An 11,920-nucleotide genomic window follows, 5' to 3' on the forward strand; every position below is an offset into this window, starting at 1 on the left:
GGATGACGCCATGCCCGAGATTGCGCTCAAACGGGCCTACGCCCCCGCTGCCCCATCCGATGGCCAGCGCCTGCTGGTCGATCGGCTGTGGCCGCGCGGTATCTCGAAGGAAAAGCTGCAACTGACCGAATGGCTGAAGGATGTCGCGCCGTCAGATGCGCTGCGCCATCGCTTTCATCACGACCCGTCGCTGTGGGACGCGTTTCGCCGCGCCTATTTCGCCGAACTCGACGCCAATCCCGAGGCTGTGCAGGCGCTGCGTGACCGGATCTCGGAAGGCCCGGTCACGCTGATCTATGCCGCCAAGGACGAGGCGCATAACAACGCCCTCGCCCTGCGCGACTATCTGCTTCAATAGCCCAGCGTCGCCGCATCCGGCCTGCGCGGGTCCGACGCGCCGTAAAGCGAGCCGCTCTCCGGGTCGCGCATGATCGACTGGGTTGAGCCCATGGCGTCCTTCAGCACGATGGCATGGCCCTTGGCCTCCAGCAGGCGGAGGGTGTCAAGGCTGATGCCCTCCTCGACCCGCAGCTCGTCGGGCAGCCATTGGTGATGGACGCGCGGCGCGGTCGAGGCTTCGGCCACATTCATCCCGTGATCGACCATGTTCATGATGACCTGCAGCACCGTCGTGATGATCCGCGCCCCGCCGGGCGAGCCAGTGACCAGCCAGATCTTCCCATCCTTCAAGACCAGCGTCGGCGTCATCGAGGACAGCGGCCGCTTGCCCCCTTCGATGGCATTGGCATCGCCGCCGATCAGGCCAAAGCCATTGGGCGTGCCGGGCTTGGCGGAAAAATCGTCCATCTCGTTGTTCATCAGCACGCCGGTGCCGTCCGCGACCAGACCCGAGCCATAGTTGAAGTTGATCGTATAGGTGTTCGAGACCGCATTCCCGTCCTTGTCGATGATCGAGAAATGCGTGGTCTGATCGGATTCGTAGGGCGTCAGGTCGGCAGGCTTGATCTGCGCGGCGGGCGTCGCGAATTCGGCGCTGATCTTGGCGCGCATCGCTGCCGCATAATCCTTGCTGGTCAATGCCGCGACCGGCACATCGACGAAATCCGGATCGCCCAGATATTCCGAGCGGTCGGCATAGGCGAGCTTCATCGCCTCGGCCATCAGATGGATCGTCTGGGCCGAGTTCTGCCCCAATGCCCCAATCGGATAGCCCTCTAGCGCGTTCAGGATCTGGATCAGATGCACGCCCCCGGAGGAGGGCGGCGGCATCGAGACGACCTCAAAGCCGCGATAGGTGCCGCGCACCGGCTCCCGCTCGACGACCTTGTAGGCGGCCATGTCCTCGGGCGTGATCAGCCCGCCCACCGCCTGAACCGAGCGCGCGACCGCCTCGGCCACCTCGCCCTTATAGAACCCGTCCGGGCCCTCTTCGGCGATCTTCTTCAGCGTCTTCGCCAGATCGGCCTGCACCAGCGTCTCGCCCGGCTGCCAGACCTGCCCGTCGGGTTTGAAGAAGATCGCCTTGGTTGCGGGATGCTTTTCCAGATATTCCCGCTCGCTCTCGATGCTGTCGGACAGTTCCGGCGTGACGGGGAAACCCTCTTCGGCCAGCCGGATCGCCGGGGCAATCACCTCGGCCCAGGGCAGAGAGCCGTATTTCTCCAGCGCCAGCCGCATGCCCGCGACCGTCCCCGGCACGCCCGAGGCCGCGCCGCTGTAAAGCGACTTGTCGCTGTCAGGCTCGCCCTTCTCATCCAGGAACATGTCGCGCGACGCGCCCGAGGGCGCCATTTCGCGATAGTCGATGGCATGGGTCTGGCCGGTCTTGGCGTCATGGACCAGCATGAAGCCACCGCCGCCGATATTGCCCGCGCGCGGCAGCGTCACCGCCAGCGCGAAGGCCACCGCGACGCCCGCATCCACGGCATTGCCGCCCTTGGCCAGAATGTCCCGGCCAATCTCGGCCGCCAGCCGCTCCTGCGCCGAGACCATGCCGTTTTCCGCCCAGACCGGATGGATCCGGTCCAGCGGGTCGAAGAACGCCGCGCCATCGGCAAAGGCCCCCGAGAGCGAAAGGGGCGCAATCGCCACCGCCATCGCGCCCAGTTTCAGGATTTTCGCCAAGCTCATCTTTGCCCCTCCTACATCACAGATTTGCGAGGAAGGGTAACAAGCTGGGTCGTGGGGTCAAAAGGAAATGCCGGGTTCAGGCGGCCTTGCGCTCAACCGGGTGTTGAGAGCGCATGCTGATCGCCACGCGGTTCCAGAAATTGATCATCGCGATCTGGGTGGTCAGGCCGATGATCTCCTCCTCGGAGAACAAGGGCTTCAGCGCCTCGAAGGCGGCATCGGGCGCGCCGGTCTGCTCGACCCGGGTGACGGCCTCGGTCCATTCCAGCACCGCACGCTCACGCGCGTCGTAAAGGGGCGACTCGCGCCAGACGCTGACCAGATCGATCCATTGCTGCGACAGGCCGTCGGCGCGGGCCTCTTTGCAATGCATGTCGACGCAATAGGCGCAGCCGTTGATCTGCGAGGCGCGCAGGTCGATCAGGTGGATGAAACGCGGCTCCAACCCGAAGCCTGCCTTGATATTGGCGGCAAGATCGGCGGCGGCTTTCATCGTCGCGGGGGCTTTCTGATAGGCGTTGAGTCTGGCTTTCATCTTTCGTCCTTCCGATTCAGGCCCCGCCCGTGCTGCTCAATGAAGGCGCAGCCGCGCGCGGCAATGGTTCCATCGTCCATCGCAGCCACCTCGCCCTGAATATCGGCGATGGTGACGCGACGCAGTTCCGCCCGCCACGCCTGTTCGGCGCGCAGCATGGCGGCGTTGATCTGACAGGGGTTGCGCAGCAGCGCGGCGCTGACGGTCTGGGCCCCCGGTCCGCGCTGGCGGATCTCCTTGCAGCGGAACGCGGGCTCCGGCCCCTCGACCGCCAGCACGATGTCCAGCAGGCTGATCCGTTCGGGCGCACGCGCCAGCCGGTAGCCGCCCTGAGGACCGGGCACCGTCTCCAGCACCCCTGCCCCCGACAGCGCCTGCAGATGCTTCAGCAGATAGCTGGTCGAGACGCCGTGAAACTCGGCCAGCGCCGCCGCCGACATGACCGCGCCGCCCGGCAAAGCTGCCAGAAAGCCCGTCACATGGATGGCCTGTTCGACCCCGTCACCCAGTTTCATCGCCGTCTCCAATCATGGATGGTTAATATCCACGATTCGTTGCCAAGTCAATACGCAACGAAAAACCGGCGCCGAAGCGCCGGTTCTGAAACGGATCAAAGCATGCGATTACTCGCTGTCGGCGGCAGTATCAGCGGCTTTCGCCGTGGCCTTCTTGGCCGCAGGCTTTTTCGCTGCCGGTTTCTTGGCCACTGCCTTCTTGGCGGCGGGCTTTTTCGCCGCAGGCTCTTTCTTCGCCGCCGCCTTCTTCGGTGCGGCCTTCTTGCCGCCCTTGCTGGCCTTGGCCTGAATCAGCTCCAGCGCCTGCTCGACCGTGACGTCGCCCGGCTCCAGATCGCGCGGCAAGGTGGCGTTGACCTTGCCCCATTTGACGTAAGGCCCATAGCGCCCCGACAGAACCTGAATCGCCCCGCCCTCGGGATGCTCGCCCAGCTCCTTCAGCGGCGCAGCCGCCGCCGCACGACCGCGCGTGACCTTGGCGGCCAGCACCTCGACGGCGCGGTTCATGCCGACGGTGAAGACCTCCTCGACATCCGGCAGGTTCGCGTATTTCGAGCCATGTTTGACATAGGGACCGAAGCGCCCGATCCCGGCCTCGACCGCGACCCCATCCTCGGGGTGGTTGCCGACCACACGCGGCAGCGCCAGCAGGTCCAGCGCCCGCTGCAGATCGACCGAGGACAGGTCCCAGCCTTTCGGCACCGAGGCGCGCGGCGGCTTCGGGTTCTCGGCCGTGGCCTCGCCCCGCTGCACATAGGGGCCAAAACGGCCGTTCTTCAGGCTGATCTCATCCTCGCCGTCCTGACCCAGAACAGTGTCGCCCACAGCCTCACCCTCGGCGCCGGAAATCGGCCGGGTATAGCGGCATTCGGGATAATTCGCGCAGCCGATGAAGGCCCCGCCCGAACGCGCGGTCTTCAGATGCAGCCGCCCGACATGGCACAGCGGGCATTCGCGCGGATCGCCACCATCGGCACGCGGCGGATACAGCGCGGGCGCCAGCGCCTCGTCGATCGCCGTCAGCACCTCCGAGATGCGCAGCTCGCTCGTGTCCTCCAGCGCGGCCGAGAAATCGCGCCAGAAGCGCCGCAGCACCTCGCGATAGCCGCGGTCACCGGCGCTTATCTCATCCAGTTCACCTTCCAGATCGGCGGTGAAATCATAGCTGACATAGCGCGGGAAGTATTTCGTCAGAAAGACCGTGACCAGCCGCCCCTTGTCCTCGGGGATCAGCCGGTTCTTGTCCTTGCGGACATAATCGCGGTCCTGAATGGTCGTCACGATGCTGGCATAGGTCGAGGGTCGCCCGATCCCCAGCTCTTCCATGCGCTTGACCAGCGTGGCCTCGGTATAGCGGGGCGGCGCCTGGGTGAAATGCTGCTCGGGCGTGACCGAGCGCTTGGGCGTCGCCTCGCCCTCATGGATCTGCGGCAGGCGGGCGCTGTCTTCGCCCTCATCATCGTCCAGACCCTGATCATAGACCTTCAGGAAGCCGTCAAACAGCATCACCTGACCATTGGCACGCAGGCCGACCTGGCCATCCGCGCTGCCGATCTCGACGGTGGTGCGCTCCATCCGCGCGGCTTCCATCTGGCTCGCGATGGTGCGCTTCCAGATCAGGTCATAAAGCGCCTTCTGATCCTTTTCCGAGACCTTCAACTGGTCGGGCGACAGCGACATATCCGTCGGGCGGATACATTCATGCGCTTCCTGCGCGTTCTTCGCCTTGTTCTTGTACATGCGCGGCGCTGCCGGAACATAATCGCCGCCGAACCGCGCCTTGATCGCCTCACGCGCGGCCATCACGGCCTCGGGGGCCATGTCGATGCCGTCGGTCCGCATATAGGTGATGTAGCCCGCCTCATAGAGGCGCTGCGCCGCCGACATGCAGGCCCGCGCGCCAAGGCCCAGCTTGCGGCTGGCCTCCTGCTGCAGGGTCGAGGTCATGAAGGGCGGCCAGGGATTGCGGCTCGCGGGCTTGGCGGTGACCGAGGTCACCTTCAGGTCGCGGCTTTCCACGGCCGCGACGGCCAGACCCGCATCCTCGGCATTGGCCAGATCGAAGCGCTCCAGCTTCTTGCCGCCATAGGTGACCAGCGTCGCGTCGAACTCATTGCCGCGCGGCGTCGCAAGACGGGCATGGACGGTCCAGTACTCGCGGGCCTTGAAGGCCTCGATCTCCATCTCGCGGTCGACGATGATGCGCAGCGCGACCGACTGCACGCGGCCCGCCGATTTCGCCCCCGGCAGCTTGCGCCACAGGACCGGAGACAGATTGAACCCCACCAGATAATCCAGCGCCCGACGCGCCAGGTAGGCGTCGACCAGCGGCTGGTCAATCTTGCGCGGGTTCGCCATGGCCTCGGTCACGGCATTCTTGGTGATCGCGTTGAAGGTCACGCGGCTGACCTCGCCACCCTTCTTCAGCGCGGGCGCCAGGGTCTCCAGCAGATGCCAGGAAATCGCCTCGCCCTCGCGATCGGGGTCGGTGGCCAGGATCAGGTTCGGATCGCTCGCCAGTGCATCCTTGATTGCCTTGACATGCTTGCGGCTGTCCGCTGCGACCTCCCATTTCATGGCGAAATCGTCCTGCGGATCGACGCTGCCATCCTTCGGGGGAAGGTCGCGAACGTGACCGAACGAGGCTAGAACGGTATAATCGTCGCCAAGATATTTGTTGATCGTCTTGGCCTTGGCCGGAGATTCGACGACGACGACAGGCATGCGGATTCCTTCGCGATGATTCGGGCCGGGAAAATGGGCGTCCTCACCCCGACTGTCAACGCCACCCTTCTTTCATGCCAAATATCCCACGGGGGTCCGGGGGTGTGAAACCCCCGGCGGGGCGGCTTCAGATACCATCCCCCACGAAGGCTTTTTCCACAACGAACTCCTTGGGTTCGCTGTTGGCGCCCTCGCGCATGCCGAAGCCTTCCAGCACCTCTTTGACGTCCACGTTGAACGCCAGGCTGCCACAGATCATTGCGCGGTCATTCGCCGGATCCATGGGCGGCAGGCCCAGATCGGCGAACACCTTGCCCGAGGTCATGTTGTCGGTGATCCGGCCCATCAGAGGGGTCTCTTCGCGGGTCGTGGTCGGGTAATACAGCAGACGACTGGCGAATTCCTCGCCATAGATCTCGCCCAGCAGCGGGTCGTGACGCAGGTTCTCGACCAGCTCGCGGCCATAGGTCAGCTCATCGGCGGTGCGGCAGGTGTGCATCATGATGACCTGCTCATAGCGCTCATAGGTCTCGGGATCGCGCATCAGGCTGGCGAAGGGCGCAAGCCCCGTGCCGGTCGCCAAGAACCACAGCCGCTTGCCGGGCAGCAGCGCATCCAGCACCAGCGTGCCGACGGGCTTCGGGCGCAGGATGATCTCGTCGCCCTCCTGAATGTGCTGCAGTTTCGAGGTCAGCGGCCCGTCCGGGACCTTGATCGAATAGAATTCCAGCTCATCGTCCCAGTTGGGCGAGGCGATGGAATAGGCGCGCAGGATCGGTTTCCCGTTCTCGCCCGGCAGGCCGATCATCACGAACTCGCCCGAGCGGAAGCGCAGGCTGGCCGGACGCGTGACGCGGAAGGAAAACAGACGGTCCGTCCAGTGCTTGACCGAGGTGACGGTCTGCGCATCGGGAAGCGTCTTGGCGGGTTTGACGGCAAGTTCGGCCACGGAAAGATCCAGTGTCATGTCGAATTCCTGACTTATCTAGTCGATGACTGCGCGGTTTGAAAGCCCGGTTCAGCCCGCAAGGCGCGACCGATGGTCCCAGTCCTTCCAGTCGGCCCGGTCCAGCCATTGCGCCTCGGGCTGTCGCGCGGCCAGCGCGGCCGAGATGCGAACCTCGTCAAAGCCCACGCGCCGCGCCATGGCATATTGATCGGCGATCAGCCCGCCGACGGCGCGCAAACGCCCCGTATAGCCCTGCTCGCGCAGCATCCGGGCCAGCGTAAAGCCGCGCCCGTCGGTCATCGCCGGGAAGTCGATGGCGATCAGCGGCTGGTCCAGATGGCCCGCCAGCGTGGCCGGATCAGTGTCCGAGGTCAGCAGCACCGGCTCGGCCCCGTCATAGGGGTGGAAGCCATCGTCACGGACAAGGATGAAATCGCTCATGCTTTCGCTCCTGCGCGGACCATCTGCCCGCCGATGAAATGAATGCCGCATTCGGTCTTCTGGCTGCCGCGCCAGCGACCGGCGCGGGGGTCTTCGCCCGGCTTGACCGGCGAGGTGCAGGGCGCACAGCCGATCGAGGCATAGCCCTTGGCGACCAGCGGGTGGCGCGGCAGGTTGTTCTCGATCATGTAATCCTGCACGTCCTGCGAACGCCAATGCGCCAGCGGATTGATCCGCAGCCGCGAGGGCGGCTCGGCCTCGAAGAACTCAAGCTGCTGGCGCTCGCCGCCCTGAAAACGCTTGCGACCGGTGATCCAGGCGTCGAATTTCGACAGCTCGCGCTCCAGCGGGATGGTCTTGCGGAAATCGCAGCAGGCATCGGTGTTGAACTGATGCAGCGTCCCGTCGGGATCGTTCAGCGCCACCTCGCGTTCCGAGGCGCGGATCACCCGCACATCGGTCAGGCCCAGCTTGCGCGTGACCTCCAGCTGATAATCCAGCGTTTCCTGAAACAGCATCATCGTGTCGATGAACAGGACCGGAGTCCCCGGCGCCACGACCGAGACCATATGCAACAGCACCACCGATTCCGCCCCGAACGAGGACACCAGCGACGTCGACCCCAGATCGGGGTCGCGCAGCGCACGCCGCAACACCTCGGTCGCGGCATGGTGTTTGTAGCGGTCGTTCAGCCGTACGGCACGCCCGTCCAGCGTCTGATCAAGCATCGGCGGGGTACAGCGCCGCCTTGAACGGAGCCACTCCCAGGCGACGATAGGCGTCGATGAAACGCTCTTCCTCGCTTTCGCGCAGGTCAAGATAGGTGTCGATCAGGCGGTCGATGGCAGGCACGACCTCTTCGGCGGGGAAGCCCGCACCGGCGCGCTGGCCGATGGCCGGGATGTCATAGCCGTCGCCGCCCAGCGTGATCTGATAGTTCTCGACCCCTGCGCGATCCAGACCCAGAATGCCGATATGGCCCAGGTGGTGGTGTCCGCAGGCGTTGATGCAGCCCGAGATGCGGATGTCGATCTTGCCGATGTCGTCTTCCAGCTCGCGCTGGCGGAAATGCTCGGCAATGTCCTGCGCGATCGGGATCGAGCGGGCGGTGGCCAGCGTGCAGTAGTCCATGCCCGGGCAGGCGACGATATCGCTGATCAGCCCCGCATTCGCGGTCGCCAGCCCCGCGTCCTTCAGCGCCGCATAGATCGCGGGCAGGTCGGATTTGTGGACATGCGGCAGCACGACGTTCTGGTCATGCGCGATGCGGATATCGGAATGGCCGTATTGCTGCGCGAGATCGGCCAGCAGGCGCATCTGTTCGGCCGAAGCGTCGCCCGGCGTCGTGCCGCGACCCTTCAGCGTCACGGTAACGCTGGCATAGCCCGGGATCCGATGGGCCGAGAGGTTGGTGTCGGTCCAGCTGCGGAAGGCGGCATTCGCGGCGCGCGTGGCCTCGAAATCGCCCTCACCCTCATGGCGGAATTCGGGCGCGGCATAGACGGCCTTCAACTCATCCAGCAGCGCCTGATCGACGCCGGTGAAGGCGGCGCGGCGATTGAGGAATTCAGCCTCAATTTCCTCGCGCATGACGTCAAGCCCACGCTCGGCCACGGTGATCTTGATCCGGGCCTTGTATTTGTTGTCGCGGCGGCCAGCGAGGTTATAGGCCGAGATGATCGCCTCGACATAGGGCAGCAGGTCGGCTTCGGGCAGGAACTCACGAACCACCTGACCCAGCAGCGGCGTGCGGCCAAGGCCGCCCCCGATCCAGACCTGGAAGCCCAGCTCTCCGGCCTCGTTCTGGCGCAGGCGCAAGCCGATGTCATGGGCCGCGATAACGGCGCGGTCCTTGTCGCCGCCCGAGATCGCGATCTTGAACTTACGCGGCAGGAACTGGAATTCGCCGTGGTCGGTCGACCACATGCGCAGCAGTTCCGCATAGGGGCGCGGATCGGTGACCTCATCGGCGGCAGCACCAGCAAAGGCGTCGGTGGTGACGTTGCGGATGGTGTTGCCCGAGGTCTGGATCGCATGCAGACCGGCATCGGCCAGCGCGTCCAGCATGTCCGGAATGTCCACGAGCTTGGGCCAGTTGTACTGGATGTTCTGGCGCGTGGTAAAATGGCCGTAGCCCTTGTCCCATTTCTCGGCCAGCAGCGCCAGCGTGCGCATCTGGTCGGGCTTGAGCGTGCCATAGGGGATCGCCACCCGCAGCATATAGGCATGCAGCTGCAGATAGACGCCGTTCATCAGGCGCAGAGGACGAAATTCCTCTTCGGTCAGGCTGCCATCAAGGCGACGCTCGACCTGACGGCGAAACTGGGCCGAGCGGTGGCGCAGGTATTCATTGTGCTGGGGTCTGACGTCAAACATTGCTGGCCTCAAGTTCGGCTTGCTTTCCATGGAAGTAGTTGGACGGGCCGCGACGGCGGAAAGCCTCGCGGAAATGGGTAGGTTCGGGACGGCCATCGGGACCACGGCGGGCCTCGGCCAGATAGGGGCCGACCACCAGATTGTCCTGCGAAATGGCGTCGAGCAGCGCGAGATCGGCAATCGCCTCATCCTCGTAAAGCTGCGCCTCGGCCGGGTCCGAGGTCCAGCCGCCATCCAGCATCCACACGCAATGGCCCTGGCGCAGGTCATTCGCGGTGATGACGGCGGGGGTCGCGGCGGAGGGAGTAAAGCCTTTGGACATGGCGGAACCTCATGAAAAATCTTCCCCTAATATAGAAAAAAATTCGCCATATTGACGAGTGGGCGATAAAAATAAGAAACAGGTTCCAACACCGGGACAGCCAAGGGAACGAGATTTTACAATGAGCCAAGACGGGCAAACACCTATCCGGCTGGACGGGACAGATCGGAAAATCCTGTCTCTGCTGCAGACCGATGCGACCCTGTCGCTGGACGATATCGCGGCCCGCGTGGGGGCCTCGAAGACGCCGGTCTGGAATCGGATTCGCAAGCTGAGAGACGCGGGCGTCATCCGCGCGCAGGTCGCCCTGCTGGACCCCGATCAGCTGGGGTTGGAGGCCTGTTTCTTCGTCCTGATCCGCACCAGCGAGCATGATGTCGAATGGGCGCAGAAGTTCCTGAAGGCGGTGCGCGCACGTCCCGAGGTGATCGAGGCGCACCGGCTGGCCGGGGACATCGACTATATCCTGAAGGTTCAGGTGCGGAACGCCCGCGCCTATGACCGCTTCTATCAGGCGCTGATTTCAGAGGTGAAGATCCACAACGTCACGGCGCTTTTGTCGATGGAAGAGCTGAAGGCGACGACGGCCCTGCCGCTGGGATAAAGTCCGCGCGGCCGGGCCAGGGGGCGCGGCCGCATGGGTATTTGGGCAACGAAGAAATTCGTGCTTGGGGTCTAGTCGAGGGTGGCCAGTGCTTTCGGCAGCGCCTCGGCAAGGTGGTCGAGTTCGGTGGCCGGGCCGCAGGAAATGCGGATGCAGCGGTTCATCGGCGCGACGCCCGGCATGCGCAGGAAGATGCCCTGTGCCTCAAGCGCGTCGAGGAGGGCGCGGGCGTAGCTTGCGTCGCGGCCGCAATCGACGGCAACGAAATTCGTGGCCGAGGGCAATGCACGGAGGCCGTTTGCGGCAGCGATGGTGCCGATGCGATCGCGAGCGGCGGCGACCTGCGCGACCACCTCTTGCAGCCAGTTCTGATCGGCCAGTGCCGCCAGCGCGCCGATCTGCGCCGCGCGGTTCATGCCGAAATGGTTGCGGATGCGGTCGAACCCGGCGATCAGCTCGGCCGGGCCGATGGCGTAGCCCACGCGCGCGCCGGCCATGCCGTAGGCCTTGGAGAAGGTCCGGAAGCGGATGACGTTCGGGTTTTCGGCCTCGATGTGCGGAATGGCCGAGGCGGGGGCGAATTCGGCATAGGCCTCATCGAGGATCAGGAGCGCGGTTTCGGGCAGGGCACGGACCATCGCCTCGATCCGCGCGCCGTCGTGCCAGCTGCCCATGGGGTTGTCGGGATTGGCCAGATAGGTCAGCCGCGCCCCGGTCTCCACCGTCGCGTCCAGAAGCGCGTCGGGGTCCTCGGCGTCGTCGAGGTAGGGCACGGTGCGCAGGGTGCCGCCATAGCCCGCGACGTGATAGTTGAAGGTCGGATAGGCCCCCGCCGAAGTGACCACGACCTCACCCGGGGCGATCATCAGCCGCGCCAGCAGCCCCAGAAGCGCATCGATGCCTTCGCCCAGCATGATGTTTTCGGGCGCGACGCCGTGATGCGCGGCCAGTGCGTGGCGCAGCTCATGGCTTTCGGGATCGCCGTATTTCCAGATCTCCGAGGCCGCGCGGGCCATCGCCTCGACCGCGAGCGGCGAGGGGCCGAAGCCGTTTTCATTGGCCCCCAGCCGGGCGAGGAAAGGCGCGCCGCGGCGGCGCTCCAGCGTCTCGGGCCCGGTGAAGGGGATGGTCGCGGGAAGGGCGGCGGCGATAGGGGCGAAACGAAATCTGCTCATATCGGGAAGGTGAAGCGGATTCGGCGATCCGCTGCAAGCCCCGATCAGGCCCTCACTTGCGGCGCGGCTGGTCGGTATCGCCCTGCATGAGGCGGCGGTCCTCGTCCAGTTCCAGCCACATGGCGTTCAGGACCGCGAACCCCGCCGCCAGAGGCAGGCCCAGCATCCAGGCAAAATACCACATCAGC

13 protein-coding genes are annotated in these 11,920 nt (G+C 65.0%); 2 read left to right on the forward strand and 11 right to left on the reverse strand.

The annotated features are described in order from the left end of the window. The first annotated feature begins 10 nt into the window (after positions 1–10). Positions 11–358, forward strand: coding sequence for a DUF488 domain-containing protein (locus IQ24_RS09720; protein WP_145397758.1), 348 nt, complete (start codon positions 11–13; stop codon positions 356–358). Here the strand turns inward: IQ24_RS09720 and ggt are convergent. The 9 genes from ggt to IQ24_RS09765 form a co-directional block, all read right to left on the reverse strand. Further along, a complete protein-coding gene (gene ggt, locus IQ24_RS09725) occupies positions 352–2,091 on the reverse strand; it encodes a gamma-glutamyltransferase (RefSeq protein WP_199756536.1) in 1,740 nt (579 codons plus the stop codon). The genes IQ24_RS09720 and ggt overlap by 7 nt on opposite strands. A gap of 76 nt (positions 2,092–2,167) precedes the next feature. Further along, a complete protein-coding gene (locus IQ24_RS09730) occupies positions 2,168–2,626 on the reverse strand; it encodes a carboxymuconolactone decarboxylase family protein (RefSeq protein WP_145397759.1) in 459 nt (152 codons plus the stop codon). After that, a complete protein-coding gene (locus IQ24_RS09735; protein ID WP_145397760.1) occupies positions 2,623–3,141 on the reverse strand; it encodes an RrF2 family transcriptional regulator in 519 nt (172 codons plus the stop codon). The genes IQ24_RS09730 and IQ24_RS09735 overlap by 4 nt, the downstream gene beginning before the upstream one ends. A 108-nt stretch (positions 3,142–3,249) precedes the next feature. Next, the gene (gene topA / locus IQ24_RS09740) at positions 3,250–5,865 is read right to left on the reverse strand and encodes a type I DNA topoisomerase (RefSeq protein ID WP_145397761.1); all 2,616 of its coding nucleotides are present in this window, start codon (positions 5,863–5,865) and stop codon (positions 3,250–3,252) included. 127 nt (positions 5,866–5,992) lie between these two features. After that, positions 5,993–6,832, reverse strand: coding sequence for a ferredoxin--NADP reductase (locus tag IQ24_RS09745; RefSeq protein ID WP_145397762.1), 840 nt, complete (start codon positions 6,830–6,832; stop codon positions 5,993–5,995). Positions 6,833–6,883: 51 nt separating this feature from the next. Then, positions 6,884–7,255 (reverse strand): DUF934 domain-containing protein, encoded by a 372-nt coding sequence (locus tag IQ24_RS09750; protein ID WP_145397763.1) that lies wholly within the window; start codon positions 7,253–7,255, stop codon positions 6,884–6,886. Further along, on the reverse strand, positions 7,252–7,983 hold the full coding sequence (locus tag IQ24_RS09755; RefSeq protein ID WP_145397764.1) for a phosphoadenylyl-sulfate reductase: 732 nt from the start codon (positions 7,981–7,983) through the stop codon (positions 7,252–7,254). The genes IQ24_RS09750 and IQ24_RS09755 overlap by 4 nt, the downstream gene beginning before the upstream one ends. Then, the gene (locus IQ24_RS09760) at positions 7,976–9,631 is read right to left on the reverse strand and encodes a nitrite/sulfite reductase (RefSeq protein ID WP_145397765.1); all 1,656 of its coding nucleotides are present in this window, start codon (positions 9,629–9,631) and stop codon (positions 7,976–7,978) included. Before IQ24_RS09760 ends, IQ24_RS09755 begins: the two co-directional genes overlap by 8 nt. After that, on the reverse strand, positions 9,624–9,953 hold the full coding sequence (locus tag IQ24_RS09765; protein ID WP_145397766.1) for a DUF2849 domain-containing protein: 330 nt from the start codon (positions 9,951–9,953) through the stop codon (positions 9,624–9,626). The genes IQ24_RS09760 and IQ24_RS09765 overlap by 8 nt, the downstream gene beginning before the upstream one ends. Before the next feature lie 121 nt (positions 9,954–10,074). On the opposite strand from IQ24_RS09765, the gene IQ24_RS09770 reads away from it, so the two are divergent. Beyond that, complete coding sequence (locus tag IQ24_RS09770) at positions 10,075–10,557, forward strand: Lrp/AsnC family transcriptional regulator (RefSeq protein WP_145397767.1); 483 nt, start codon at positions 10,075–10,077, stop codon at positions 10,555–10,557. A gap of 71 nt (positions 10,558–10,628) precedes the next feature. On the opposite strand, the gene IQ24_RS09775 is transcribed toward IQ24_RS09770, so the two are convergent. Both IQ24_RS09775 and cydX read right to left on the reverse strand, forming a co-directional pair. Further along, complete coding sequence (locus IQ24_RS09775; RefSeq protein WP_145397768.1) at positions 10,629–11,732, reverse strand: pyridoxal phosphate-dependent aminotransferase; 1,104 nt, start codon at positions 11,730–11,732, stop codon at positions 10,629–10,631. Between the two features lie 52 nt (positions 11,733–11,784). Then, complete coding sequence (cydX, locus tag IQ24_RS09780; RefSeq protein WP_145397769.1) at positions 11,785–11,916, reverse strand: cytochrome bd-I oxidase subunit CydX; 132 nt, start codon at positions 11,914–11,916, stop codon at positions 11,785–11,787. Positions 11,917–11,920 lie beyond the last annotated feature (4 nt).

Source organism: Paracoccus sulfuroxidans (genome assembly GCF_007830335.1).
GTDB lineage: Bacteria > Pseudomonadota > Alphaproteobacteria > Rhodobacterales > Rhodobacteraceae > Paracoccus > Paracoccus sulfuroxidans.

Excerpts from the sequence above, each read along its gene's own strand:
- IQ24_RS09720 (WP_145397758.1), top strand. The coding sequence starts at position 11 with ATGCCCGAGATTGCGCTCAAACGGGCCTACGCCCCCGCTGCCCCATCC.
- ggt (WP_199756536.1), bottom strand. The coding sequence starts at position 2,091 with ATGAGCTTGGCGAAAATCCTGAAACTGGGCGCGATGGCGGTGGCGATT.
- IQ24_RS09730 (WP_145397759.1), bottom strand. The coding sequence starts at position 2,626 with ATGAAAGCCAGACTCAACGCCTATCAGAAAGCCCCCGCGACGATGAAA.
- IQ24_RS09735 (WP_145397760.1), bottom strand. The coding sequence starts at position 3,141 with ATGAAACTGGGTGACGGGGTCGAACAGGCCATCCATGTGACGGGCTTT.
- topA (WP_145397761.1), bottom strand. The coding sequence starts at position 5,865 with ATGCCTGTCGTCGTCGTCGAATCTCCGGCCAAGGCCAAGACGATCAAC.
- IQ24_RS09745 (WP_145397762.1), bottom strand. The coding sequence starts at position 6,832 with ATGACACTGGATCTTTCCGTGGCCGAACTTGCCGTCAAACCCGCCAAG.
- IQ24_RS09750 (WP_145397763.1), bottom strand. The coding sequence starts at position 7,255 with ATGAGCGATTTCATCCTTGTCCGTGACGATGGCTTCCACCCCTATGAC.
- IQ24_RS09755 (WP_145397764.1), bottom strand. The coding sequence starts at position 7,983 with ATGCTTGATCAGACGCTGGACGGGCGTGCCGTACGGCTGAACGACCGC.
- IQ24_RS09760 (WP_145397765.1), bottom strand. The coding sequence starts at position 9,631 with ATGTTTGACGTCAGACCCCAGCACAATGAATACCTGCGCCACCGCTCG.
- IQ24_RS09765 (WP_145397766.1), bottom strand. The coding sequence starts at position 9,953 with ATGTCCAAAGGCTTTACTCCCTCCGCCGCGACCCCCGCCGTCATCACC.
- IQ24_RS09770 (WP_145397767.1), top strand. The coding sequence starts at position 10,075 with ATGAGCCAAGACGGGCAAACACCTATCCGGCTGGACGGGACAGATCGG.
- IQ24_RS09775 (WP_145397768.1), bottom strand. The coding sequence starts at position 11,732 with ATGAGCAGATTTCGTTTCGCCCCTATCGCCGCCGCCCTTCCCGCGACC.
- cydX (WP_145397769.1), bottom strand. The coding sequence starts at position 11,916 with ATGTGGTATTTTGCCTGGATGCTGGGCCTGCCTCTGGCGGCGGGGTTC.